The organism is Pseudomonas sp. ICMP 3272 (genome assembly GCF_001466905.1).
GTDB classification, from domain to species: domain Bacteria; phylum Pseudomonadota; class Gammaproteobacteria; order Pseudomonadales; family Pseudomonadaceae; genus Aquipseudomonas; species Aquipseudomonas amygdali.
Window position 1 is genome coordinate 66,294 of record NZ_LKEK01000086.1, and the last position, 24,404, is coordinate 90,697.

General features: G+C 58.9%; 23 protein-coding genes. 16 read left to right on the forward strand and 7 right to left on the reverse strand.

Annotation, left to right across the window (positions count from 1 at the left end; genetic code table 11):
* Positions 1–27: 27 nt before the first annotated feature.
* From AO068_RS22545 to AO068_RS22560, 4 genes are all read right to left on the reverse strand, one after another.
* Positions 28–501, reverse strand: a complete 474-nt coding sequence (locus AO068_RS22545; RefSeq protein ID WP_058409496.1) for a hypothetical protein — start codon at positions 499–501, stop codon at positions 28–30.
* A 126-nt stretch (positions 502–627) separates the two neighbouring features.
* Entirely contained in the window at positions 628–1,959 is a 1,332-nt protein-coding gene (locus AO068_RS22550; RefSeq protein WP_058409497.1) for an OprD family porin, read from the reverse strand.
* A gap of 72 nt (positions 1,960–2,031) precedes the next feature.
* Complete coding sequence (locus tag AO068_RS22555; protein WP_058409498.1) at positions 2,032–3,630, reverse strand: MFS transporter; 1,599 nt, start codon at positions 3,628–3,630, stop codon at positions 2,032–2,034.
* A complete protein-coding gene (locus tag AO068_RS22560) occupies positions 3,602–4,810 on the reverse strand; it encodes an aspartate transaminase (RefSeq protein ID WP_058409499.1) in 1,209 nt (402 codons plus the stop codon). The genes AO068_RS22555 and AO068_RS22560 overlap by 29 nt, the downstream gene beginning before the upstream one ends.
* Positions 4,811–5,086: 276 nt before the next feature.
* Here AO068_RS22560 and nac point away from each other — a divergent pair, with 276 nt between their 5' ends.
* The 13 genes from nac to AO068_RS22625 all read left to right on the forward strand — a co-directional run bounded on the left by nac (position 5,087) and on the right by AO068_RS22625 (position 16,635).
* Complete coding sequence (nac, locus tag AO068_RS22565; RefSeq protein ID WP_010207353.1) at positions 5,087–5,998, forward strand: nitrogen assimilation transcriptional regulator NAC; 912 nt, start codon at positions 5,087–5,089, stop codon at positions 5,996–5,998.
* Between the two features lie 115 nt (positions 5,999–6,113).
* The gene (locus tag AO068_RS22570; RefSeq protein ID WP_058409500.1) at positions 6,114–6,560 is read left to right on the forward strand and encodes an acetyl-CoA carboxylase biotin carboxyl carrier protein; all 447 of its coding nucleotides are present in this window, start codon (positions 6,114–6,116) and stop codon (positions 6,558–6,560) included.
* Between the two features lie 54 nt (positions 6,561–6,614).
* A complete protein-coding gene (accC, locus tag AO068_RS22575) occupies positions 6,615–7,967 on the forward strand; it encodes an acetyl-CoA carboxylase biotin carboxylase subunit (RefSeq protein ID WP_058409501.1) in 1,353 nt (450 codons plus the stop codon).
* A complete protein-coding gene (pxpB, locus tag AO068_RS22580) occupies positions 7,964–8,629 on the forward strand; it encodes a 5-oxoprolinase subunit PxpB (protein ID WP_058409502.1) in 666 nt (221 codons plus the stop codon). The genes accC and pxpB overlap by 4 nt, the downstream gene beginning before the upstream one ends.
* A complete protein-coding gene (locus tag AO068_RS22585; protein ID WP_058409503.1) occupies positions 8,626–9,597 on the forward strand; it encodes a biotin-dependent carboxyltransferase family protein in 972 nt (323 codons plus the stop codon). The genes pxpB and AO068_RS22585 overlap by 4 nt, the downstream gene beginning before the upstream one ends.
* Positions 9,597–10,004 carry a biotin/lipoyl-containing protein gene (locus AO068_RS22590; protein WP_058409504.1) on the forward strand — a complete coding sequence of 136 codons (408 nt, stop codon included), beginning with the start codon at positions 9,597–9,599 and terminating at the stop codon, positions 10,002–10,004. The genes AO068_RS22585 and AO068_RS22590 overlap by 1 nt, the downstream gene beginning before the upstream one ends.
* A gap of 4 nt (positions 10,005–10,008) precedes the next feature.
* Positions 10,009–10,779, forward strand: coding sequence for a LamB/YcsF family protein (locus AO068_RS22595; protein ID WP_058409505.1), 771 nt, complete (start codon positions 10,009–10,011; stop codon positions 10,777–10,779).
* Between the two features lie 128 nt (positions 10,780–10,907).
* Complete coding sequence (locus AO068_RS22600; RefSeq protein ID WP_057420503.1) at positions 10,908–11,660, forward strand: SDR family oxidoreductase; 753 nt, start codon at positions 10,908–10,910, stop codon at positions 11,658–11,660.
* 121 nt (positions 11,661–11,781) lie between these two features.
* Positions 11,782–12,483: an amino acid ABC transporter permease gene (locus tag AO068_RS22605; protein WP_002553479.1), complete on the forward strand. Its 702-nt coding sequence runs from the start codon at positions 11,782–11,784 to the stop codon at positions 12,481–12,483.
* Positions 12,484–12,489: 6 nt separating this feature from the next.
* Entirely contained in the window at positions 12,490–13,230 is a 741-nt protein-coding gene (locus AO068_RS22610) for an amino acid ABC transporter permease (protein WP_058409506.1), read from the forward strand.
* 19 nt (positions 13,231–13,249) lie between these two features.
* Positions 13,250–13,978 (forward strand): amino acid ABC transporter ATP-binding protein, encoded by a 729-nt coding sequence (locus AO068_RS22615; RefSeq protein ID WP_177342396.1) that lies wholly within the window; start codon positions 13,250–13,252, stop codon positions 13,976–13,978.
* A gap of 52 nt (positions 13,979–14,030) precedes the next feature.
* On the forward strand, positions 14,031–14,864 hold the full coding sequence (locus AO068_RS22620) for an ABC transporter substrate-binding protein (RefSeq protein ID WP_057420497.1): 834 nt from the start codon (positions 14,031–14,033) through the stop codon (positions 14,862–14,864).
* Positions 14,865–14,970: 106 nt separating this feature from the next.
* On the forward strand, positions 14,971–16,635 hold the full coding sequence (locus AO068_RS22625; RefSeq protein WP_058409508.1) for a PqiB family protein: 1,665 nt from the start codon (positions 14,971–14,973) through the stop codon (positions 16,633–16,635).
* Between the two features lie 16 nt (positions 16,636–16,651).
* Here AO068_RS22625 and AO068_RS22630 read toward each other — a convergent pair whose 3' ends face one another.
* A complete protein-coding gene (locus AO068_RS22630; protein ID WP_058409509.1) occupies positions 16,652–17,926 on the reverse strand; it encodes a glucarate dehydratase family protein in 1,275 nt (424 codons plus the stop codon).
* Positions 17,927–17,944: 18 nt separating this feature from the next.
* Positions 17,945–19,288, reverse strand: coding sequence for an MFS transporter (locus AO068_RS22635; RefSeq protein ID WP_177342398.1), 1,344 nt, complete (start codon positions 19,286–19,288; stop codon positions 17,945–17,947).
* A 139-nt stretch (positions 19,289–19,427) separates the two neighbouring features.
* On the opposite strand from AO068_RS22635, the gene AO068_RS22640 reads away from it, so the two are divergent.
* Together AO068_RS22640 and AO068_RS22645 are read left to right on the forward strand one after the other, a co-directional pair.
* Complete coding sequence (locus tag AO068_RS22640; RefSeq protein ID WP_057402386.1) at positions 19,428–20,327, forward strand: LysR substrate-binding domain-containing protein; 900 nt, start codon at positions 19,428–19,430, stop codon at positions 20,325–20,327.
* A gap of 138 nt (positions 20,328–20,465) precedes the next feature.
* Positions 20,466–21,158 (forward strand): hypothetical protein, encoded by a 693-nt coding sequence (locus AO068_RS22645; RefSeq protein ID WP_002553487.1) that lies wholly within the window; start codon positions 20,466–20,468, stop codon positions 21,156–21,158.
* An 18-nt stretch (positions 21,159–21,176) separates the two neighbouring features.
* On the opposite strand, the gene AO068_RS22650 is transcribed toward AO068_RS22645, so the two are convergent.
* The gene (locus AO068_RS22650) at positions 21,177–22,175 is read right to left on the reverse strand and encodes a nucleoside hydrolase (RefSeq protein WP_058409511.1); all 999 of its coding nucleotides are present in this window, start codon (positions 22,173–22,175) and stop codon (positions 21,177–21,179) included.
* 248 nt (positions 22,176–22,423) lie between these two features.
* On the opposite strand from AO068_RS22650, the gene AO068_RS22655 reads away from it, so the two are divergent.
* A complete protein-coding gene (locus tag AO068_RS22655; RefSeq protein WP_058409512.1) occupies positions 22,424–24,394 on the forward strand; it encodes a putative bifunctional diguanylate cyclase/phosphodiesterase in 1,971 nt (656 codons plus the stop codon).
* The last annotated feature ends 10 nt before the right edge of the window (positions 24,395–24,404 follow it).

Genomic DNA, 24,404 nt, shown 5'->3' on the forward strand with positions numbered 1-24,404 from the left:
GCACCCTCTCTCAAGAGACAGGTATCATCATCCGTCATTGATCAAGGCAGACAATACCCCGGACATCACTATTATCAGTTGAATGCCTAGCAATACTGTCAGCCACTTCGGGCCTCTGCGAATAAACCAGTAGGCTGCATTGAGCACTGTCGAGATCAGGTTGGCGAACCACAGCACAGTAATCGCCAGCACTTTCTTCACCTGAAACCAGTCACTTTGCAGGCTTAGGAAAAAGAGGGCGAAACCGATGCCGATCACAACAACTGCGATGGACGCAAAACCGATGTATCTGCTTCGATAGAACGAGCTGAAAGGCATGCCCGTCTGGTTTTCCATTACGGGGTAAAGGTCTGCTGGTGTGTCATTGAAGTTCGGATGAGTTGCTTTTAACGGCGTAGCGGGGCCACCGATGACTTCAGGCTTGCCAGGATCGGTTTCAACAACCAGTAAGACAGTGGGGCGGTCGTGGTCGGTGGGGGCTTTCGGGATCTTTTTATCCATTGTTTTCGCTTCCTCTGCAAGGTGCAAAGGTTATAACGAATGTTGTGACCAGCACGAGCGCTTGTGCACGCCGTCAACCAACCCTCAGGCAGCAGATACACCCCGTATCTGCCACCCACTCGGGTTTTAAAAGATATTGATCGGATAGCTGACAATGATCCGGTGCTCATCGGCATCACGCTGGCTGGCAAACTCGGTACGAAGTTGCGCATGGCGCAGTGCAACGCTGAGGTTTTTCGCCGGGCCGGACTGCACCACGTAACTCAGGGTCACGTTGCGTTCCCATTCCTTCTTGTCGCCGTCGGATGTCTGGATGTTCGAACCGCTTTCATACATGGCCAGGAAGTTCAGCCCGGGAACGCCAAGCCTGGCGAAGTCATAGCCGTAACGGACCTGCCAGGTGCGTTCTCCGGCGCGCTGGAACTTGCCGATCATGGATTCGGTCATGAAGTAAGCGGTTGATCCATCGCCCTGATTCAACCATACCGCGTCGCTGTTACCGGTCACTGCCTGATAACCGGCAGCCAAGGTATGACCGTCGATGAGGTAGGTGAACTGAGCGCTGGACAGGCGGCTGTCGACTTCACCCTTGGTAACGCCGTTACCGTAATAACCCACCGTGTAGAACGATGGATCGTGACCGTTGGCGCCGTCCGAGCGGTTGTCGAAGTGGCGCAGGTCGGTGCGCAGGGTGCCCGGACCGAGTTGCATGTCGTATTTCAGTCCGAGAAAGTTCTGTTTGTAGAAGTTTTCCAGGTTGCCGTAGTAATACTGCACGGTCAGGTCTTTGGTCGGTTTGTAATCGACGCCTGCGTAGTAGAACTTGTTGACGAATTCGCCGGTCAGCGGGTTATTGGCACCCGGAATCGACATGCCCATCTGGTTGGTCGAACCGCGGCCCATCACATGTTCCAGTTGCCCGGCAGTGAAGGTGAAATCACTCAGGTCTTTCGACTGAATCTGCCCTCCGCGAAAAGTCTGTTGCAGCATGCGATCAGTGGACATGACCACCGGAAGCATCGGCACCAGCGTGCCGTACTTCAACTCGGTTTTTGAAACGCGTGCCTTGAGCGTTGCGCCCAGGCTGCTGAACTCATCGACCGCGCGGCCGTCGCTGCCAGTCGGGAATATGTTGCCATTGAATGCGGTACTTTGCGGGTTGTAGTGGCGGCCCTTGCCCGAGTCCAGACGAATGCCCAACTGGCCCAGCGCATCGACACCAAAGCCGACGGTGCCGGGCGTGTAGCCGGACTGGTAGTTGAGCATGAAGCCCTGGCCCCACTCCTGTGTGTAGTTCGGGGCGGCAGCACCGCTGCGGTTGTCTGCGTTGCTGAAGAAGTTGCGCGCCAGAATGCTGGCCTTGCTGTCTTCCAGAAAACCTTCGCCGAAGCTCTGCTGCGCGATCAGCAGGCCACAAAAGCCCGCAACGAAAGGGGTGGCGCGATTGATACGCTCCATCGGGTTCATCCTCATGCTGTCATTAAGTGTTGTGAGAGGCAGGGTCGGGCGGCAGTCAGGTTTCTTGTTGTTTTAAGAGGCGTGTTTTGCAGCTGAATCCGTTTCAGGTGTCGTTGTGCGAGGCGCTTGATACAGCGCGACGCGAGGTAAACGGGAAAGAACCACCAGTGCAAGTACGCCCAGTGCGGCGCAGATCAACAGCCCTGTACCGACTGCATGGGCGAGGGCAGTGCGAGCCAGCTGCAACGTGGTGTCGATATCTGTGGGCGTGTGCTGCAGCAGGACCTGAGGGTCGGCCAGACGCGCTATTGCCTGCATCTGGCCTGCCGAGGCCAGTGCATGTTGCAGATTGGCGACGTACAGCAACTTGACCAGCACACCCATTGCGGCAGTGCCCAGCAAGCCGCCAACCAGTCGCAACGATTGAGTGAGTGCTGTGGCGATACCGAGAAACTGCCGCTCGGCAAGCGTCTGGGTGAATACAGTGAGGTTGAGCAGAATGAACCCCAGACCCAGCCCCGCCAGCAGAATCAGACCCAGCAAGGTCGCGAAGCCGGCGTGCAGTCCGACCAGTGCCAAGGCGATGCAGGCAATCGACAAGGCAATGAATCCGCCAATCGGTAACCAGTTGGGGTTTGCCAGGCGCGTGACGATGCGACTGTTGACGATTGCGCCCAGAGTGATACTCAGGGCCAGTGGTGTCAGCAGCAGCCCGGCGTCCTGCGGCGAGTAGCCGTAGCTGCCCTGCAACAGCAGCGGCAGGTAGAACAGCAGGGTGAACATGATCGCACCGGCCAGCAACGACATGATGAACAGCAGGCGGATGCTGCGATTGGCAAACAGCCCGGCGGGCAGCAAGGCAAATGCGCAACGGCGCTCCCTGAACCAAAGTCCGGTCATGGCAATAACGGTGACAGCGCCGCACAGCAGGCTGATCGCCAAAGAGCGCTGACCGAGCCATTCAACGAACAATTGCAGGCTGCCCAGGCTCAGGACAATCAACACCGCGCCGATCCAGTCGAGCCTGATCGCAGTGGCTGTTTGCGGGCGATACCAAGGTAAAAAGCGCCAGGCAAAAAACAACGCGATCACGCCCAGCGGCAGGTTCAGCCAGAACACGGAACGCCAGCCGAACTCGCCGGACAGGTAACCGCCCAGCCCTGGGCCGATGGCATTGACCACGCTGAACATGGCACTCAGCAGCACCTGCCAGCGCAGCCGCTGGCGGGTTTCGGGAAACAGCTCCGGCACACAGGCAAATGCCGTACCGATCAGCATCCCGCCCCCCACGCCTTGCAAGGCCCGGCCAATGACCAGCACCAACATGCTGTCGGCCAGCGCGCAGACCAGCGAAGCGAGGGTGAAAATGACCGTGGCGGCCAGCACGAATGGTTTGCGCCCGTAGAAATCGCCCAGTCGGCCAAAGATCGGAATGGTCACGATGGACGCCAGCAGGTAACCAGTGGCCACCCAGGCATACAGCTCGAAACCATTGAGCTCCGCGACGATGCTTGGCAATGCGTTGCCGATCACCGTCTGGTCGAGTGCGGACAGCATCAGCACCAGTGAAATGCCGAGCATGGCCAGCAGGGCCTGTCTGAAGGTCAGGGCCGGGTGGCTCGGGGTGGTCATGGCGAGGCGCTCAGCGCAACGCAGCGACGGCAGTCGCAATGCGTGTGCAACCGGTTTCAAGGGTTTCCAGGGCAGTCGCCGTAGACATCCGGAAGAACGGTGCCAGGCCATATGCAGTGCCTGCGACAACCGCCACGCCTTGGCTCTCCAGCAGGTACAGGACCACATCGGTGTCGGCTTCCAGTACCGAGCCTGACGGTGTGGTTTTGCCGATCAGTGCGCCGCAATTGACGTAGAGATAGAACGCGCCTTCGGGCTTGATGCAGCTCAGGCCGTCAATCGCGTTGATCAACTCCAGGCAGCGGTCGCGGCGTTGTTTGTAGACCTTGACGCTCTCGCCGACAAACGACTGGTCGCCATCAAGAGCTGCCACTGCGGCGGCCTGGCTCACCGAGCAGGCGTTGCTGGTGGATTGCGATTGCAGGGTGGCCATTGCGTTGATGATATCGCTGGGGCCTGCAGCGTAACCGATGCGCCAACCGGTCATGGCGTAGGTTTTTGATACACCATTGATGATCAGCACACGCTCGCGCAGGGCGGGTTCGACAGTCAGCAGATGGCTGAGCGGGGTGTCGTCATAGCGAATGTGTTCGTAAATATCATCGGTCATGACCAGCACGTCCGGGTAGTCGAGCAGCACGTCGGCCAGTGCCCGCCATTCAGTTGCGCTGTAGGTCGCGCCGGTCGGGTTGCTCGGCGAGTTGAGCAGCAGCCAGCGGGTACGCGGCGTGATTGCGTGGCGCAGTTGCTCGGCGGTGAGCTTGAACTGATTGTCTTCGGGGCACGGTAAGGTCACCGGGCGACCATCGCAGGCCAGCACCATGTCTGGGTATGACACCCAATACGGCGCGGGGATCAGCACTTCGTCGTCAATGCCCAGGGTCGCTGCGAAGGCATTGAAGATCGCAGCTTTGGCACCGCTGGTGACTACGATCTGGCCGGGGGCGTAGCTCAGGCCGTTTTCACGCTGGAGTTTGGCAACAATGGCCTCGCGCAGGGCGGCCGTACCGGCGTTCAGCGTGTAGCGGGTTTCACCGTTTTCGATGGCGGCAGAGGCGGCCTGACGAATGTGGGCAGGCGTATCGAAGTCGGGTTCGCCAACCACCAGATTGATGATCGACTTGCCTGCGCGCCGCAGTTCATTGGCCCGATCGGCAGCAGCGCTGCTGGGCGATGGTTTGATGCGGAGCACGCGGGCAGCGATGCGAGATGCGGTCACGTTGGCATTCCTCGTTGATGGCCTTGACGGGGAATACGTTACGAGCCTGCAGAGTGCAGGCCATAAGACGAGTTTGTTCTGGGTTGATAGGCAGCGCTTATGACCGCAGATGAACCAGTGCTGCACCAAAAGCGGGCGAGCAATGCCTGCGGGGGCATCCATGCGTTGCGAACACGCTCGGCAGTTGCTGACATAGCAATTGCTTATGTCTGGTTTTTTCAGAGCTGGCCTGTGTCTTGCTGAAGCATCGGGGTCGTGACTCTGGAGTGCAGCACCTTGAACCTTCGCCGCTTGAAATACTTTGTGAAAATTGTCGACATCGGCAGCCTCACCCAAGCCGCCGATGTACTGCACATCGCGCAACCTGCGTTAAGCCAGCAACTGGTGACGCTGGAAGCCGAGTTGCAGCAGCAGTTGCTGATCCGCACCAAGCGCGGCGTTACCCCGACCGAGGCGGGCAAGGTTTTGTATGGCCATGCTCAGGTCATCCTGCGTCAGTGCGAGCAGGCGCAAAGTGATGTCAACGCCAGCGGCCTGGCGTTGTCGGGGCCGGTGTCGGTAGGGCTGGCCCCGGGCACTGCTGCGTCAACCTTGTCGCTGCCGTTGCTCAAAAGGGTGCGCGAGCGTCATCCGGGTATACTGCTGTACCTCAACGAGAACTTTGGCACCACGCTGAGCGAACTGATCATGAACGGGCGCATGGACATGGCCGTTCTTTATGGCGGGCGCGAGGTGCATGGCCTGAGTTTTGTGCCGTTGATTCGCGAGCAACTATATCTGGTCAGCGCCCAGGACACGCTTCAGGGCTGCGAGGAAATAGCGCTCGCCGAGCTGGCCGATATCGACCTGCTGTTACCGCGCACCTACAACACCATCCGCCGTCTGGTGGACGAGGCATTTGTGCGCATCGAGCGCAGTGCCCGGGTGGTGGCAGAAGTCGAATCATCGACGACTCTGGCCGCCGCAGTGGCGGATCGATTCGGCTCGACCATTCTTCCCGAGTCGGCTGCGCGGGTGCTCGCCGATACGCATGCGGTCAACCTGAGCCGGATCGTCGAACCCGAGATCGAAGCGCCGCTGGCCCTGTGCCTGTCAGGCCACTTGCCGCTTTCGGTTCCGGCCCAGGCGGTCAAGGCCATCCTACTGGAACTGGTCGCAGAGATGCGCGGCAATCGCCGTACAGAGTAACCCCGGCGTCATAAGGGGCGCTTATCACCCCACAGTCAAACCGTCTTGGCGGTCAAAAATCGCTCTCGTTACATTGCCCTCAGCCACATTTCTTTTGCCAGGCAAGGGCTCTTGCATGAAACCGGAACGTATCAAAGCACTTATCGACCTGATGGCCGAATCGGACCTGAGTGAACTCAGCCTGTCTGAAGGCGATACGCAGTTGCGCTTGCTGCGTGAGTCGGTCGAGGCCGCCAGCGGCGTCAGTCCATCTGCATCAACGTCGCTGAAAGCGCCTGCAACCGACGCTGCTGCTTCCTCTCAGGCAAGTGCAACTGCCAATGCGCAAGAGGCTCAGGCGTGCGCCTCGCTGTATGGGGTCTTGCACCTGACCCCGGCGCCCTACCAGCCGCCCTTCGTTGAAGTCGGCACGTTAGTCGAAGTGGGACAGACCCTGGCAGTGGTTGAAGCCATGAAGATGTTTCATCCGGTGACGGCTGAAAAGGCAGGGGTCGTGACCGCCATTCTGGTTGCCAACGGCGAAGAGGTTCAGGCCGGACAAGCGCTTTTCAGCATCGGTTGAAGGTCTTGGGTGGCCGTGCGGCTGCCTTCCGGGTTCACAGATCAGGGGTTTTTGATGTTCGATAAAGTGTTGATCGCCAACCGCGGCGAAATTGCCCTGCGTATCCAGCGCGCCTGCAAAGGGCTGGGCCTGAGTACGGTTGCGGTCTATTCCGAAGCGGATCGCGATGCCAGCTATGTACGGCAGGCCGATGAGTCACTGTGCATAGGCCCGGCCGCGCCGGGGCAGAGTTATTTGAATCAGGCTGCCGTGCTTTACGCTGCGCAGTTGACCGGTGCTCAGGCGATCCATCCCGGTTACGGGTTTCTGTCTGAAAACGCCGCGTTCGCCGAGCGCATCGAACAGGCTGGCCTGACGTTCATCGGCCCCAGTGCCGCCTGCATTCGGGTGATGGGCGACAAGGTCGCGGCCAAGCGGGCAATGCGTGAGGCTGGCGTGCCGTGCGTGCCAGGCCCGGACACCAGCATGCCTGCCGATCCGCAAGGTATCCTGAAAATTGCCCGTGACATTGGTTACCCGGTCATCGTCAAGGCCGCTGGCGGTGGCGGCGGGCGGGGCATGCGCGTGGTTCAGGAAGAGCAGCAATTGCTCGATGCAATTGCGCTGACCAGCGAAGAAGCCCGCCGGGCCTTCGGCAATCCCGAGTTGTATATCGAGAAGTTTCTGGGCCAGCCGCGCCATGTCGAGATTCAGGTGCTGTGCGATGCCTATGGCAATGCCGTCTGGCTTGGCTCGCGGGATTGCTCGATGCAGCGGCGACATCAGAAGGTGCTTGAAGAGGCGCCTGCACCGGGCATCGACCCGGCACTCATGGCCAGAGTGGGCGAACGTTGCGCACTGGCCTGCCGGCAGATCGGTTACCAGGGCGTAGGCACGTTCGAATTCCTGTTTGAAAACGACGAGTTCTATTTCATCGAAATGAATACTCGCCTACAGGTCGAGCACCCGGTCACGGAAATGACTTCCGGAATCGACATCGTTCAGCAGCAGATTCGCATGGCGATGGGCGAGCGCCTGAGTTTCAGCCAGGCCGACGTCAGCGTGTCGGGCCACTCGCTGGAATGCCGGATCAACGCCGAGGACCCGCGCAGCTTCATGCCTACGCCGGGGCTAGTCACCCGCTGGGAGATTCCTGGTGGTTTTGGCGTACGGGTCGACTCGCATGTGAGCCACGGTTATCGCGTTCCGCCTTATTACGATTCGATGGTGGCGAAGGTCATCACCCACGGTGCCAGTCGCGATGAGGCTTTGGCACGTATGCGCCTGGCGCTGAGCGAAATGCGCGTTGAGGGAATCTCTACCAACATCGCGCTGCATCGCGACATTTTGCAGGACCCGGTGTTCTGCAAGGGTGGCATGGACATTCACCACCTGGAGCGCTGGTTACAGACAAGGAGCCAGCCATGACCCTCCAGCAGTTGCCGCCACGAATCACTTTGCTGGGAACCACCGCCTTGCTGTTCGAAGCACCCGGCGAGCTTGAGCTGGCAGCGCAGCAACGCATATGGGCGCTGGCCAGCCTGAGCAAGGACTGGCCGCAGGTGCGCGAAGCGGTGCCGGGCATGAACAACCTGATGCTGACCTTCGCAGCGCCGCCACGCGACCTGACCGGCTTGAAAACCCGCTTGCTGGAGGCCTGGGAGCAATGCCAGCCGCTGCCGTTGCAAGGCCGGATCATCGAGCTGCCGGTGGTGTATGGCGGTGACGGCGGACCGCACATGGCCGATGTCATCGCCCATACCGGACTGGATATCGAGACCATCGCCAATCTGCACTGCGAACCGCTTTACCCGGTGTACGCCTTGGGCAGCCACCCCGGTTATTGCTATCTGGGCGGCATGGATCAGCGTCTTGCGACGCCTCGGCGCAAAGTGCCGGTACTCGATATCGGTGCCGGCTCGGTTTCCATCGGCGGCGTGCAGACGGGTATCTCCGCTTCGGCTGGTCCCAGTGGCTGGAACACGATAGGGCGCACGGAAATGGTGTTTTTCGACGCTGATCAGAACCCTCCGGCGCTGTTGCAGCCCGGCGATCAACTGCGCTTGCGTATCGAGAGGATCATTCGATGATCGAAGTTATCAGCGCCACCGCACTGGCGACGATCCAGGATCTGGGCCGGCATGGCAGCCTAGGCTACGGCGTCGGCACCTCCGGCGCAATGGACACGCTGTCGTTGCGGCTCGGCAATTTGTTGTTGGGCAACGATGAGGACGCGGCAGGCATCGAAATTCCACTGTTCCCGTTCGAAGTGCGTTTTGTCGAGGACTGCACTTTTGCTATCACCGGTGCTGCCTGTTCTGCACGGCTGGATGGCGAGCGACTGCCGGGTAACTGGGTCGCTCAGGCGCGCAAGAATCAGGTGTTGAAGCTGAGTTACCCAACGACGGGCAGTCGCGCCTATTTATGCCTGGCGGGCGGTGTGGATGTGCCGCAGGTTCTGGGCTCGCGCAGCACGCAATTGCGCGGTGCATTTGGTGGCTGGCAGGGCCGCGCCTTGCAGCAGGGCGATCTGATTCCCGCCGGTGCGGCTAATCAACCGCGCGCTGGTGATTTTGGTCTGCAATCTGCTGCGGCGGCCTTGCCGTTGATTATCGACGAGCTACCGGCCATACGCGTACTGCCTGCCGCCGAGTTCGACTGCTTCAGCGTTGAAGCCCAACAAACATTTTTTGCCGGCGAGTGGAAAATCACCACGCAAAGCAATCGCTATGGTTATCGCATGGAAGGTACGCCCCTATTGCCAAGGGAGGCGCTGGAAATTCGCTCTCACGGCATTGTGCCCGGGGTGATTCAGGTGCCCCACGGCGGCCAGCCGATTGTGCAAATGCGCGATGCCCAGCCCAGCGGCGGCTATCCAAAGTTTGCGACGGTTATCGAAGCCGACCTGTGGCGTCTCGGTCAGGCCCCCATCGGCAGCAAGGTGCGCTTCGTGCAATGCAGCTACGAGGAGGCCGTCGAGGCACTGGACACCAATCACGCCTTCATCGAAGACGCCCGGCGCTTGCTTGCGCTGCGCGGCCTGCAAGGACATCGCTGATGAACATCAATGAAATTCGCCAACTGGCAGGCTGGATTCGTGATGCCGGGCTCACGGTTCTTGAACTGAAACGACCAGGGTTCGAGTTGTTGATCCGACGCGGTGTACGTGCGGATAACCCTGCATCGCGAGCTGACGTGGACGTCGCAGTCGAACAGCCGCCAGCCACTGCGCTTGTAATAGCTGCGGATAACCCCGGCGTTTTTGTATTGAGACACCCCGACGAAAAAAACAGCTACGTAAAACCCGGCGATACCGTTGCAGTCGGGCAGTTGCTGGGCCTGTTGCGCATCGGCCTGCTATATCTGCCGGTGCGCAGCCAGCAGGCAGGGCGTGTGACGCGTTTTCTGGCTGCCGAGCATGAACGGGTCGGTTACGGCCAGCCGCTGATTGAACTGGAGGAGTGACACGATGCGCATCGATCTGAACGCTGATCTGGGTGAGGGCTTCGGCCCCTGGACCATGGGTGAGGATGAGGCACTGATGCAACTGATCTCCTCGGCCAACGTGGCCTGTGGTTTTCATGCCGGTGATCCATTAATCATGAATAACACCGTGCACCGCGCCAAAGCGCTGGGCATCGATCTCGGCGCACATGTCGGTTTTCCTGATCTGCAGGGGTTCGGGCGGCGCAGAATGAACATCGAACTCGACGAGTTGTGCAGCATCGTGGTGTATCAGTTGGGCGCTCTGGCAGGCATTGCAGCCGCTGCCGGATACCGCGTGACGCACATGAGCTTCCACGGCGCGCTGGGTAATATGGCCGCGGCCAATGCCGAACTGGCCAGGCCGCTGGTCAAGGCGGTCGCCGGTTTCGATGCGCGGATGATCATCAGTTCATCCAGCAGCGCGGCGATCGAACAGGCCGCCGAAGCGTGCGGCCTGAGAGTCGCGACCACGTTTCTGGCCGACCGTGCCTACGACGAAAACTGCCTGCTGGTGCCGCGTGGCATTGCCGGGGCGGTGGTCAAGGACCCGCAGCAGGTTCGCGCCAGGGTTGCGCAACTGTTGCAGGACGGCACGGTTACGACCCTGAGCGGCAAGCGCGTGGCGGTCAATGCCCAATCAATCCTGTTGCATGGCGACACGCCGGGGGCGGTGGAGCTGGCGCGCAGCATTCGCCAAAGTATCGAAGAGCAGGGCGGTGTCATCACCCCGGTTTCACAGCTGCTCGGGTCATAAGCGCAGCTTATTGCCACACAACCATTGTGTCTTGGTCGCTGCCCATGACGCTCGTTAAAGTCCGGTACAAGACGATCAGCATTAAATAGCGGCACGACTGATCGACGCTTATTCAAGGAAACCCCGACATGCCTTTTTCCGATTACAAAACCGCGCTGGTCACCGGCGCTTCTTCCGGCATTGGCGAAGCCGTCGTCGAACGGCTGTGTGCCGAAGGTCTGCAGGTTCATGCGCTGGCGCGCAGTGCAGACAAGCTGGCGGCCCTGGCGCAGCGCACCGGCTGCATTGCGCATGCTATTGACGTGACTGATCTGGCCGGTCTGACCGCATTGTTCCAGGCCCATCAGTTCGATGTTGTGGTCAACAACGCCGGGGTCGACCGGCCCGGTTCGCTGCTCAAGGCCGACGCCGAAGGAATTGATCTGCTGGTCGATGTGAACCTGCGCGCGGTATTGCAGATCGCCAGGCTTTCGTTGCCGGGGATGGTCGAGCGTGACAACGGGCACATCATCAACATCAGCTCGATTGCCGCCGCCTACAACTTCGGCGGCAACTCGACGTACCACGCCACCAAGGCTGCCGTGAGCATGCTTTCTCGTCAGTTACGTATCGATGCGTTCGGCAAGCGCGTGCGGGTGACCGAAATCTGCCCCGGGCGTGTGGCTACGGATATTTTCGCCCATGTGCATGGCGATTCCGAGGAAGTGCGCAAACGCTTTATCGAGGGCTATGAGCTGCCTGTGGCCAAGGACATTGCCGATGCAATCGCCTACGTGATCGCTGCGCCCATCGCGGTCAACATCGGCCATATGGAAATCACCCCGACGTTACAGGTACCCGGCGGGCTGTCGACCGCGCGTCCGCAGGACTATGAAGGCTGAGACTGCGCCTCGCTGCAAGCGCTGTACCCATCACGAGAGCGGCACCAGCCGCCACGCGACACCCGCACCAGTACCCCTGGTGCCTTGCTTCTGCCCTGGCTGAATGTCTATGGGAACAACCATGACGAGTAAATTCGATCTTTCGGCGATCCTGCAGGGCGAATATGCCGAGCTGATCGTCAAGGGCATAGAGACAACCCTGCAACTGGCGTTCGTTGCCTGGTGCATGGCAATGGCGGTGGCCTTGCTGCTGGTGTCGATTCGCCTGACCGGCAACAAATACGCCGAGCGTCTGGTGGCGGGCTATGTGTCCTACCACCGCAACGTGCCGACACTGGTGCAACTGATGCTCTGGTATTTCGGTATTCCGACGTTGCTCACCGAAAGCACGCAGCTCTGGCTGGCCAACTACAGCACTGAGTACCTTTTTTCGGTGATCGCGCTGGGGCTGTGCCAGGCGGCTTACTTCAGTGAGGACATCCGCAGCGGCTTGCGCGCCATTCCGGCCGGGCAAGTCGAAGCATCGCGCGCATTGGGCCTGGGTTATGTGCGTTCGATGCGTTACGTGATCCTGCCGCAAGGCGTTCGCAACTGCCTGCCGTCATTGATCAATCACACGGTGCTGCTGTTCAAGAACACCAGCCTGGTCATGGCCATCGGCGTCGTCGAGCTGACCTATGCCACTCGCGAGGTCGAGAACTACACCTTTCGCACCTTCGAGGCGTATCTGGTCGCAACTGTGGTCTACCTGGCCATTTCACTGATGCTGATGGGCCTGGGTGCGTTGCTGGCCCGGCATTTCAGCAAAGCCATGGCGAGGTAGGCGGCGATGTTCGATGTGTTCACGATTGTTCGCGATAACTGGACCTTGCTGCTGGTCGGCCAATATCCTCACGGCCCGATGGGCGGGCTGGTTTCAACACTGATGCTGGCGGCGCTGGCGCTGTTGCTGGCCTTTCCGCTGGGGCTGCTGTTGTCGCTGGCGCGGGTTTCGCCGTGGCGCTGGCTGCGTTACCCGGCCACGGTCTGGGTCTATGTGATGCGCGGCATTCCGCTGCTGATGGTGATTTTCTGGACTTACTTTCTGGTCCCGCTGCTGATCGGTCATAACATCACCGGCTTCACCACCATGCTCTGCACGCTGGTGGTCTATCAGAGCGCCTACCTGTGCGAAATCATCCGCGGTGCCATTCAGGCGCTGCCGGCTGGTCAGTACGAAGCGTCACGCGCGCTGGGCATGGGCTACATGCGCACCACGGTCTGGGTGATTCTGCCGCAAGCGCTGTACAACGCATTGCCAAGCCTGATCAGCCAGTTCATTTCGATCATCAAGGAAACGTCGCTGGGCTACGTGATCAACGTCCAGGAAGTGACCTTCGCCGCCAATCAGATCAACAACCAGCTGCTGACCAAGCCGTTTCAGGTGTTCTTCATTCTGGCGATCACCTACTACGTGCTGTGCTACGGCCTGACCCGGCTGGCCGCAGTGGTGGAACGGCGGATTGCCCGCAAACGGGAGGGCAGCGTGTCGCCTGCACCTGTTCCCCGGCCTTTGACTACCGATAATTGAGGGTTGCCCAATGCATCCGATGATCATGTTTTCCAGGATCAATAAATGGTATGGCGAGTACCAGGCCCTGACCGATATCACCGCCGAGGTGCAGCGCGGCGAAGTGGTAGTGCTGTGCGGGCCCTCAGGCTCGGGCAAGTCGACACTGATCCGCACCGTCAATCGTCTTGAGGACGTGCAAGAAGGCCAGATTCTGTTTGACGGCCGTGACGTGAACGGTACCGACGCCAACGTCAATCGGCTGCGCAGCCGCGTGGGTTTCGTGTTCCAGAGCTTCAATCTGTTTCCGCACTTGTCGGTGCTCGACAACATCATCCTGACCCCGACCAAGGTCCGTGGCTTGAAGAGCAGTGAAGCGCGCGCCAGGGCCATGGAACTGCTGGAGCGAGTCGGGCTGGCACACAAGGCCGGCGCTTACCCGGCGCAGTTGTCCGGCGGCCAGCAGCAGCGCGTGGCGATTGCCCGGGCGCTGGCCATGGAACCGCCCGTGATGCTCTTTGACGAGCCCACCAGCGCACTCGACCCGGAAATGGTCGGCGAGGTGCTCAGTGTCATGAAAGGCCTGGCTAAAGAGGGCATGACCATGATGTGCGTCACTCACGAGATGAATTTTGCCCGTGAAGTGGCCGACACCATCTGGTTCATGGATGCGGGGCAGATCCTCGAAAAATCCAGCCCGGAGGCATTCTTTCAGCAGCCTGAACACCCGCGTGCCCAACGCTTCATTTCCGACCTGCGCAGCCATTGAGCGCAGGCCCTTGTTTAAGCGAATCCCTCAATTCATTTCCAGGAGTCTCACCATGCGTATGAAGTCTTTGCTGGCTGCACTGGCGTTGTCGCCACTGGCTGTTGCGGTTGCCCACGCTGATCAGCTCAGTGATGTGATGAGCAAGAAAAGCCTGAGTTGCGGCGTCTATGCCGATGTGCCGCCGTTCTCGGCACCGGACCCGAAAACCCGTGAACTGGTAGGCATGGACGTCGACCTCTGCAAGGCGCTGGCGAAACACATGGGCGTCGAGCTGGAGCTCAAGCCGCTGTCTGTCGAAGCGCGTATTCCGGAAGTCAAAATGGGCCGCGTTGACGTGATTTTCGCCAACCTGGCCTATACCAAGAGCCGCGCCGACCAGATCCAGTTCAGCGATCCGTACTACATCGCCAAGGAAACGCTGGTAGTGCGCGCCGCCAATGCCGATCAACCGAAATCCTTTTTCAAAGGCAAACGCATCAGCTCGACCAAAGGCTCTACGTCCGAACAGTCGATTCGGTTGGCTGATGCTACGCCTGTGACCTTCCAGGACACCGGTTCTGCCTACATGGCGCTGCAACAGAACAAAGTGGTGGGCCTGGTGACCAACACCATGACCGCGATCAAGCTGGTCGGGCAGGCCAAGGCCAGTGGTGTGGAGCTGGCAATTGCCAAGGAACCGATGGCGCTGGAGCCTATCGGTGCCGGCATGCGTCAGGGCGAGCCGGCATTTTTGGCCAAGGTCAACGAATCGCTACGCGCGATGGAAGCGGCAGGTGAAATCGACGCGATCTGGGCGCAGTGGATCGGCCCGAATACCGAATACAAAATGGTTCGTGAAGACAAGGTGCAAAGCCTCAGCGAATTGAAGTTCGACCCGCTGCCTTGATCAAATCTTGATATTTCCTTGAGGGTTTATTGATAGTCGACGTTCAGAGTTCTGCCGACAGTATTAACCGTCGGCATGACCCCGTGTGGGCGCCTCAGAGGAAAAAATGTCTGATCGCTCAGGTTCCGTTTCTGCATCGACAATTGGCGCTTCAATCACTGGAAAAAGGCGATTCGGTGCCTCGCCGGTATGGCTGATTCCGGTGATTGCTGCTCTGGTATGCGTATCGCTGTTGATCAGCAGTTCACTGTCGAAAGGGCCGAGAATCTTCATCAGTTTTCAAAGCGCCGAAGGGCTTGAAGCGCATAAGACCAGGGTCAAGGTCAAAAATGTCGTGATCGGCGAGGTGTCGGCCGTCGCCCTCAGCAAAGACCGTACGGGTGTTGTGGCGACAGTGGATCTGAATGCCGACGCCAGTGCCTTCACTGCCGAGGACTCCATGTTCTGGGTGGTGCGCCCGCGTATCGGGGCCAAGGGCGTTTCCGGCGTGGATACCCTGCTTTCCGGGCCGTTTATCGCAGCAGACAGCGGGACGTCCGAGCACCCGAAAAAACACTTTATTGGTCAGGAAAGCCCACCACCCCTCACGTTTGGCGCAAAAGGCACACGTTTTACCCTGCACGCCGAGGACATGGGCTCACTCGATGTCGGTTCTCCTGTCTATTATCGGCGCATTCAAGTCGGTCAAGTGGTTGCCTGTCATTTGTCCGAGGATGGCAAAGGTGTGGATGCGGAAATTTTCATCAATGCCCCCAACGACAGGTTTGTGACCACCGACACACGGTTCTGGAACGCCAGCGGTATTGGCCTGACGGTTGATGCTGATGGGCTGAAGATAAAGACTGAATCGGTTTCGACGTTACTGGCCGGAGGTGTGGCCTTCGTTGAGCCGGGATACGGTTCGAGCGCGCCAAGGGCTGCAGAGCATGCACGTTTCAAGCTGTTCGAAGATCAGCAAAAGGCGCTGTCACCGCCCGATGGCGAGCCTGGTTATATCCGCATGATGTTCAAGCAGTCCTTGCGTGGCCTTGAAGTCAATTCGCCCGTCGAGTTCATGGGCATAAATCTGGGGCGAGTGGTCTCCGTCGATCTTGACTACGATGCGGCCAGCAAATCTTTTTCCAGCATTGTAGGGGCGGTTATCTACCCGGACCGCCTTGGGCAGGCCAACGAAAAGATCGTAGAGACATTGGGCACACCCGACGATTCGCGTACCACGCAGTTGATCGCCGACTTCGTCAAACAGGGGCTGCGCGCACAGCCTCGCAGTGCGAGCCTGCTGACCGGGCAGCTTTATGTTTCTCTGGGTTTCTTTGCCAACGCTGCGCCGGTTCAATTCGATGTCAACGCACGGCCGCTGATAATCCCCACGGTACCGGGAGAACTGGAGAAGATGCAGGAGCAGGTACAACTGATCGTTGAAAAGGTCAGCAAATTGCCGGTGCAGGAGATCGCCGGTAATCTGAATGGCAGCCTTGACGAAGCGCACAAGACGTTCAAGCTGTTCAACGCGGACGTGATGCCCGAACTTCACACTGTTCTGGGGCAGTCCCGAAACACGATGGAGATAGCCGGGGCGGCCCTTGCAGAAGACTCGCCGGTACGTCAGCAAGTCAACCGGACGATGGACGAAGTTCAGCGTACGGCTCGTTCGGTGAGGGTCCTGACCGATTATATAAGCCGCAACCCCGAAGCCTTGATCCGTGGTCGCACCCGGCAGGATGCGCCGAGTATCTACCCGCCGGCCAGTTCTGCGCCACGGTCTGACTGACGCTGCCAAAACGTGCTCAATACCTTGGTTTTACGGCCTTCCATTGCGGTTGGTACTTCTGCATCTGCTTCACGTCATCGCGCTGACGAATGCCACAGCTGTGGTACTGATCGTTGAGCTTGCCAAGCTGGTCGTAATCCAGCTCAAGGCCCAGGCCCGGCGCGCGGGTGATGCTGACGCAGCCGTCGACAATCGGCAGCTTGCCGCCCTTGATGACTTCCTCATCCGGTTCCTGCCACGGGTAGTGCGTATCGCAGGCGTAGTCCAGATTGGGCACGGACGCAGCGACGTGGGCCATGGCCATGAGGCTGATCCCGAGATGCGAGTTGGAGTGCATCGACACACCGAGGCCGAAGGTGTCGCACATCTTCGCCAGCGCCTGGGTGTCGCGCAGGCCGCCCCAGTAATGGTGGTCGGCGAGTACGATCTGCACGCTGTCGAGGGCCACGCTGCGTCGAAATTCATCGAAATCGGTCACGACCATGTTGGTCGCCAGCGGCAGGCCGGTGCGCTTGTGCAATTCGGACATGCCCTCCAGGCCAGGGGTTGGGTCTTCGTAGTACTGCAGGTCATCGCCCAGCAGCTCTGCCATGCGAAACGAGGTTTCCAGCGACCAGTTGCCGTTGGGGTCGATACGCAGCGGGTAGCCGGGGAAGGCTTTTTTCAATGCCTTGATGCAGGACACCTCATGTTCCGGCTCCAGCGCACCGGCCTTGAGCTTGATGCTTTTGAAGCCATAGGCTTCGATCATGCGCCGTGCCTGGGCGACAATCTGTTCTTCGCTGAGCGCTTCACCCCAGCTGTCGGGCGCGTAAGGCGCATCGGCATGCTGCGCGTACTTGAAGAACAGGTAGGCGCTGAAGGGTATCTGGTCACGAATGGCACCGCCGAGCAGGTCCACCAACGGCAGGTTCATGGAACGTGCCTGCAGGTCCAGAAACGCCACCTCGAATGCTGAATAAGCGTTGCTTACCGCTTTGCTGGCGTGCGAACCCGGTGCCAGTTCAGCACCGGCGAGGCTGGCAGGTTTGTGTGCCGCAACCGTCGCCTGAACGATGCTGCGCAGTTGATTGAGGTTGAACGGGTCGAGCCCGATCAACTGGTTCTGCACCTGTTGCTGAATGGCCAGCGCCGGGGCGTCGCCATAGCTTTCGCCGAGGCCGATGTAACCGTTGTCGCTTTCCACTTCGATGATTGAGCGCAGGGCGAAAGGTTCATGGATACCGCTGGCGTTGAGCAGCGGCGGATCGCGAAAGGCGATTGGGGTTACGGTCACACGTATGATTTTCAAAGGGCGGTCTCCCGGTGATCAGGGTTTGAGGCTGGAAGGGGTGCCAGGCACGACGGCGCGGTGCGGTGTGGCTGGCTCATCTCTGGACGGGCGGCGCAGATCCCCACGCGGGGTGGTGCGAGCAAAGAAAATCACGACGGCAGCCAGTAACGAGGTGGCAGCCAGCCCATAAAGACCACCCTGAATCGAACCGGTGGTCTGCTCCAGAAAACCGAACGTAGTGGGCGCGACGAAGCCGCCGAGGTTGCCGATGGAGTTGATCAGCGCAATGACCGCTGCGGCAATGCGCGCGTCCAGATAGCCCTGAGGGATCGGCCAGAACAATGCCGATGCGGCCTTGAAACCGATTGCTGCGAAACAGATGGCGACAAAAGCAAACACCGGACCACCAATGGTGGACATGAACATGCCGACGGCGGCGATCACCAGCGTCACAGCGACCCAGGCCTGTTGGTGCTTGAAGCGTGCCGCCAGTGCGGCAAAGCCGTACATGGCCACAATGGAGATGATCCACGGCACCGAGTTGAACAGGCCGACCTCAAAGTCGCTGAAACTGCCCATCTTGCGGATCATGCTTGGCAGCCAGAAGGTAGCGCCGTAAATGGTCAGCGCCACCGAAAAGTAGATGAAGCAGAACAGCAGAATCTGCCGGTCCGCCAGCAAGCGGAATACCGACGGCCTGACGGTCTGAGTTGCTTCGCGCAGACGTTGCTCTTCGGCTATGGCGGTGCTGAGTGCGGCTTTTTCTTCGTCGCTCAGCCAAGTGGCTTCATGCGGGTGTGATTGCAGCCAGAACCAGACGAATCCGCACAGCACTATGGAAGCGAAGCCTTCGATCAGGAACATCCACTGCCAGCCGTGCAGACTCAGGCCCTCGATGCCCAGCAGCGCGCCGGATACCGGGCCGGAAATTACCGAAGCGATTGCCGAGCCACTGAGAAACAGCGCCATGGCCTTGCCGCGATCGCTGGAAGGCAACCATTGGGTGAAGTAATAGATGATGCCGGGAAAGAAGCCAGCTTCGGCGGCACCCAGAATGAAACGCAGCACGTAGAAACTGGTTTCACCCTGAACGAACGCCATGGCCATCGCGGCCGCGCCCCAGGTAAACATGATGCGGGTCAGCCAGGCGCGCGCGCCGTAGCGCTGCAACAGCATGTTGGAAGGTACTTCGAACAGTGCGTAGCCGACAAAAAACAATCCGGCGCCCAGCCCGTAGGCCGCCGCACCGATGCCCAGATCGGTTTCCAGATGGCTGCGTACAAAACCGATATTGACCCGGTCTATGTAATTGACGATGAACATCACCACAAACAGCGGCAATACGTGGCGTTTCACCTTGGAGGCCGCACGGGCAAGCACCGTGCGGTCCGTAGTGCCAGGGACGGTATTCAAGAGGCGACTCCCATTCATTGTTTTTTTGGGGATGAGTCGATCATGAGGGGGTGTATTATTCCCGTCCAATCCAGTTAGTGACTTGATTGATACCGGGAGTGGATCAATGTTCGAGCTTTCTCAGCTGCGCTGCTTCACCACGGTGGCCACGGAACTCAATTTCCGGCGCGCCGCCGAACGGCTCAACATGACCCAGCCGCCGCTGAGCCGGCAAATCCAGATACTCGAGCACAATCTCGGTGTCGAGCTGTTCACGCGCAGCACCCGCAGTGTGGCCCTGACCGCAGCGGGCAGGGCGTTCTTCATTGAAGCGCAGACCTTGCTGGAGCGTGCGCAGCAGGCAGCCATCTCCGCGCGGCGCTTTGCCGAAGGCGATATTGGTTCGGTGACCATCAGTTTTGTCGGCAGCGCGGTGTACGAATTTCTGCCCCGAGTGATCGCCGAGGCGCGGCTCAAGCAGCCACAGGTGAAGATTTCCCTGACTGAAATGAACACCTATCAGCAGCACGAAGCACTCAGGGCGCGACGCATTGACCTGGGTATCGTGCGAGCGCCGCTGTTTCAGCCGGGCTACGAGAGCGAATGCCTGGTGCGAGAGCCATTCGTGCTGGCGGTGCCGGGCAATCATCGGCTGGCTCACGCTGATTCAGTTACGGTGGCTGATCTGGAGGGCGCGCCATTTCTGATGTATTCGCATTCGGCGTACCCACCGTTCAACGAACTGCTGACTGGTATGTTTCGTTCCGCACGAGTGGCCCCGGAATATGTCCAATGGCTTGGGTCGTCACTGACTATTCTGGCGCTGGTCAACGCCGGTATGGGCCTGGCACTGGTACCGCGCTGTGCGACCAATGTGGTGTTCAAGGACGTCGTTTTTCGTGACATTGATCTGGGCGAGGGCGTGCAGAGCGAGTTGCATCTGGTCTGGCGTGCCGATAATGACAATCCGGCGTCCCGGATGCTGCTCAAGGCCATTCGCGCGGCTGTCAGGGCGGATGAAAATTGACGCGAAAAACCTTGCAGTGCGTTGGCATCAACTATCATTCATTCAGTCGATAGTCATCATCAAGCAAGGCAAGTTCTGTTTTTCCGGCAAAGGAGGAGGATGGCGCCATAGCCACCTGCTCCAAAGGGAGACGACGCGATGAGAATGTTTAACCTGTTGACGTTTGCTGCTGTGCTAAGCACCAGCATGATGCTCACTGCGCCAGCCAATGCTGCCGTCTCGTCAGTCTCTACGGTCTCCGAACAGTCTTGCCATTTCATGCCGGTGGCCGACAGCGCCTCCAGTCTGCAACACACTCAGTCAGTGGGCGTGTTGTATAGCGAAAACACCGTCAGTAACCTCCAGTACCTGAACAACTATCACTCGGTAGCACTCAGGAGCGGACAGAACGGCGCGCTCGATTCGCGCATCCGCAATGCATTCATCAGCAGTTCGGACCCGAAACTCGCAACCGACTGGCTGGTGGGCTCATTGCAGAAAGAGTTCGCTTCGGTGACCGTTTACGACAACCTCGACGCGCTGATGAAAGCGCGCCCCGACGTGGTGGTGATGCTTGACACCTATAACCGCCTGGTAAGCAAGCGCAATAGTCAGGTCGAAGCGCGGTTCATGGCCCGGTTTTATGACACCAATCTGCAATACATCGGCAAGGCAGAAGGTGAGGTGGTCAAGGAGATGACCTCGGTCTGGGTGCAGGGCAAAGCTGCTCCAGAAATTGCCGCACAGATTGACCAGCAGCGCGAGCTGCAGGTCAATGCGCTGAAACAATTCGATGCATCGCTCAAAGCGCTGGTCATGCAAGCCGATAGGGCTCAGGTGGCGGCGAACTGAGTCTAGGTCGCGCCTAGTTCATGTCCGGTTGTTGATGACCTGAGCAAAATTCGCGCTGAACGCGAACTGCGACACACCCAGCACGGAGGTGATGGTTCGTGAACCGCTGCCTTGTATTTGTATCTGTCCGCAGTGATTGTCCTGCGGCGTGATGTTCGTATTTACGGACAGAAACTGCTCATCAACTTTCGTCGCTTCAATGCCGCCTGCCATCAGCATGGTTGCCAGCGGATCGAATATCGGTACCGGGTAACCTTCGGCGTGCGTGCCTGATTTGGTTTCAAGCACTTGCCTGACCAGCGTGGCGACAGGGTCGCTCGCCGTAATCTTTTGCGAGTAGCTGGCGTCGAGAATGACCTGGTTGCAGACGTCCAGCGGAACCAGGGTCAACGGCAGGCTCGACTGAAAAACGGTATTGGCCGCGACAGGATCGACGAACACATTCCATTCTGCATAGTGGTTACTGCTGTAGGCCTCACCCTGATCCCACTCCTTTTGAGCGCCGTTCAAGGCGGCGACGTTGCCGTCAACATAGACAGCGCCCGCCATGGCGACAATCTGCTCGATCATCTGGAAGTCTGCGGGCTGATTACTCAGTGAAAGCATCTTCGCAATATTGGTAAAGCCACCCAGTGAAAGAACAGTGATTTTATCCTGGCTGTTCTTCACGGTCTGATACATGAACTCCCACGCGGGAAGGTTTGATAACGCCGGCAAGGCAGCCGGATTGAGCGTTCCCAGAAGGCCCATGATGTCATTCATATCGTTTTTGAATGGTTGAGGAAACCGGTTGTCGTACTCAAGTGGTGTATCGGTGCCTTTTGCCACAACAGTACTGAGACGGTTGCCAATGCCCAGTAAATGCTGCGCGATGATGACGCCCCAGCCGAGATCCGTTTCGCCACATCCAGTGACCGTGATACCGACTATGTCGATGTCCGGCCTTTTCATCAGGTAGGCGATGGACAGTACGTCGTCCCAGCCCATGTCCGTATCGATAATGACTTTCCTGTTCATGGTAATGCTCCCTGCCCATAGGGGACGATTGAAAAGAGGGGGGTTGCAAGCGTTTTAGATATACCCGAGCACCTGCTCGAAAAGGGTATCGCCTGTTTATTTCCATTAAACCGACGCATGGATCGGTTTTACCGTAAAGAATTAATCACACCTGCCGAGAGCATGACAAGTGGGCCGATCATTAATTGGCTCACATGATGAGCAGCAAGCCACGTGCGCTTTGACTGTAGTGACAGAGAAGCCTTGCGATGCTGAAAAAACTAGTGAGTGCCTTGCGCACCGTGATGTCTGTACCCGCTGATAATCCCAGGCTGTTGCAGGCTCAATACGTTGCGTTGTCCCGCCAACTGCCGTTGATGTATTTCGTGCTGCTGGTCAACACCTGGGCGTTGGCATTCACCCATTGGGCAACTGCTCCGATGTGGCTGACGCTGCTGGTTCCGGCGCTGCTCACGGTTGTTTGCGCCATTCGTGCGCGCAAGTGGCTGCTCACGGTAAACCGGCCGCCACCCGCGCCAACCACCATTCTGGCGACGCTGCGTGGGACCAACGGACTGGCAGGCGTGATAGCTGCCGGTTTTGCCGCGTGGTCACTGTCGCTTTACCCCTATGGCAATGCCTATGCCCAGGCGCACGTGGCGTTTTTCATGGGCATCACCGTGATTGTCTGCATCTTCTGCATGATGCACCTGCGGCCTGCGGCGTTGACCACTGCTGTAGTGGTCAACACCGCGTTCGTTATTTTCTTCGCGTCGACGCACAACGTTACTTTCATCGCCACAGCCGCGAACATCGTGCTGGTGTCGATTGGTATGCTGATCATTCTTCAGTATCAATACCGCGATTTCACCAGCCTGGTGAACGTACAGGTAAGAACCGAGCAATTGAGCAATGAGAACCTGCTGCTGGCCAATCAGGACAGTTTGACGGGGTTGCCCAACCGCCGACAGTTCTTTCAGACACTGGACGCGGCCATGCAGGAGGCGCTGGCGCAGCAAACCGGGCTGGCGGTCGGTGTGCTGGATCTGGACGGGTTCAAGCCAGTCAATGACCTGTATGGGCATCGTACCGGCGACCGCCTGCTGATGCTGGTAGCCGAACGCCTGACCAGTGCCTCCAGCGATACAGTGCATGTGTCGCGACTGGGCGGTGACGAGTTCGCTCTGGTTATCAAGGGTAATATCAGCAACGACGCATTGCTGGCGTTTGGTAAACACCTGTGTGAACTCATGCATGAAAGCTTCGAGCTGTCGGACATGCCCATCCAGATTGGCGCAACTCTGGGGTTCGCTACGTTCCCGGCCACCGCAGACAATGCCACCCAACTGTTCGAGTTTGCCGACTACGCGCTTTATCAGGGCAAAAACCATAATCCCGGAACTACCTGCCTGTTCTCCGCCAGCCACCGCGAGCAGTTGCACGCCGATGGCGTAACCGAGCAGGCATTGCGCCGCGCCAATCTGGAGACCGAGTTCTACGTGCTGTTTCAGCCGATCATTGAAAGCTGCACACGCGAAACGGTGGCTTTCGAGGCTTTGGCCCGCTGGAACAGTCCGGAACTGGGTTCGGTATCGCCTGCGCATTTCATTCCGATTGCCGAGCGAATCGGCATGATCAACAAACTTACCGCACCCTTGCTGACTCATGCATTGAAGAGGGCCTTGTCATGGCCGGCGCCCATCAGACTGTCGTTCAACCTGTCGGCGCACGACTGCGCGACCTGGGAAAGTGTCAGTACCATTGTCGAGATCATCGAAAACAGCGGCTTTGATGCCTCACGGCTCGATCTGGAAATCACCGAAACGGCGGTCATGCAGGATATCACCCAGGTTCAGCAGGCCATTGCGCAGTTCCGGCAACTGGGTTGCGGTATCTCGCTGGATGATTTCGGCACCGGGTACTCCAGCCTCAGTCAGTTGCACGCGCTGGCGCTGACCAAGCTGAAGATTGACCGCAGTTTTGTAACCGGTGTGCATGACAATCCGGCGAGCTACAAGATCGTGAAATCGCTGGTTGCCTTGAGTCTGGACATGTCTCTTGGCTGCGTGATTGAAGGCGTCGAGACGCAGGATGAGCTGAATGCACTGACCAGCCTTGGGTGCACGATGGTGCAGGGTTATTTCTACAGTCCACCGATCAGTTTTGAACAAACCCTGGTGTGGATCGAAACGCCGGATGAAGAGCGCACCTTCGGTTATGCAGCCTCGTGCCGGATCTGATCGACTGCGC

Bases quoted from the DNA above. Each gene is read 5' to 3' on its own strand.
- AO068_RS22545 (WP_058409496.1), bottom strand. From the start codon at position 501: ATGGATAAAAAGATCCCGAAAGCCCCCACCGACCACGACCGCCCCACT.
- AO068_RS22550 (WP_058409497.1), bottom strand. From the start codon at position 1,959: ATGGAGCGTATCAATCGCGCCACCCCTTTCGTTGCGGGCTTTTGTGGC.
- AO068_RS22570 (WP_058409500.1), top strand. From the start codon at position 6,114: ATGAAACCGGAACGTATCAAAGCACTTATCGACCTGATGGCCGAATCG.
- accC (WP_058409501.1), top strand. From the start codon at position 6,615: ATGTTCGATAAAGTGTTGATCGCCAACCGCGGCGAAATTGCCCTGCGT.
- pxpB (WP_058409502.1), top strand. From the start codon at position 7,964: ATGACCCTCCAGCAGTTGCCGCCACGAATCACTTTGCTGGGAACCACC.
- AO068_RS22585 (WP_058409503.1), top strand. From the start codon at position 8,626: ATGATCGAAGTTATCAGCGCCACCGCACTGGCGACGATCCAGGATCTG.
- AO068_RS22590 (WP_058409504.1), top strand. From the start codon at position 9,597: ATGAACATCAATGAAATTCGCCAACTGGCAGGCTGGATTCGTGATGCC.
- AO068_RS22595 (WP_058409505.1), top strand. From the start codon at position 10,009: ATGCGCATCGATCTGAACGCTGATCTGGGTGAGGGCTTCGGCCCCTGG.
- AO068_RS22600 (WP_057420503.1), top strand. From the start codon at position 10,908: ATGCCTTTTTCCGATTACAAAACCGCGCTGGTCACCGGCGCTTCTTCC.
- AO068_RS22605 (WP_002553479.1), top strand. From the start codon at position 11,782: ATGACGAGTAAATTCGATCTTTCGGCGATCCTGCAGGGCGAATATGCC.
- AO068_RS22610 (WP_058409506.1), top strand. From the start codon at position 12,490: ATGTTCGATGTGTTCACGATTGTTCGCGATAACTGGACCTTGCTGCTG.
- AO068_RS22615 (WP_177342396.1), top strand. From the start codon at position 13,250: ATGATCATGTTTTCCAGGATCAATAAATGGTATGGCGAGTACCAGGCC.
- AO068_RS22620 (WP_057420497.1), top strand. From the start codon at position 14,031: ATGCGTATGAAGTCTTTGCTGGCTGCACTGGCGTTGTCGCCACTGGCT.
- AO068_RS22625 (WP_058409508.1), top strand. From the start codon at position 14,971: ATGTCTGATCGCTCAGGTTCCGTTTCTGCATCGACAATTGGCGCTTCA.
- AO068_RS22640 (WP_057402386.1), top strand. From the start codon at position 19,428: ATGTTCGAGCTTTCTCAGCTGCGCTGCTTCACCACGGTGGCCACGGAA.
- AO068_RS22645 (WP_002553487.1), top strand. From the start codon at position 20,466: ATGAGAATGTTTAACCTGTTGACGTTTGCTGCTGTGCTAAGCACCAGC.
- AO068_RS22650 (WP_058409511.1), bottom strand. From the start codon at position 22,175: ATGAACAGGAAAGTCATTATCGATACGGACATGGGCTGGGACGACGTA.
- AO068_RS22655 (WP_058409512.1), top strand. From the start codon at position 22,424: ATGCTGAAAAAACTAGTGAGTGCCTTGCGCACCGTGATGTCTGTACCC.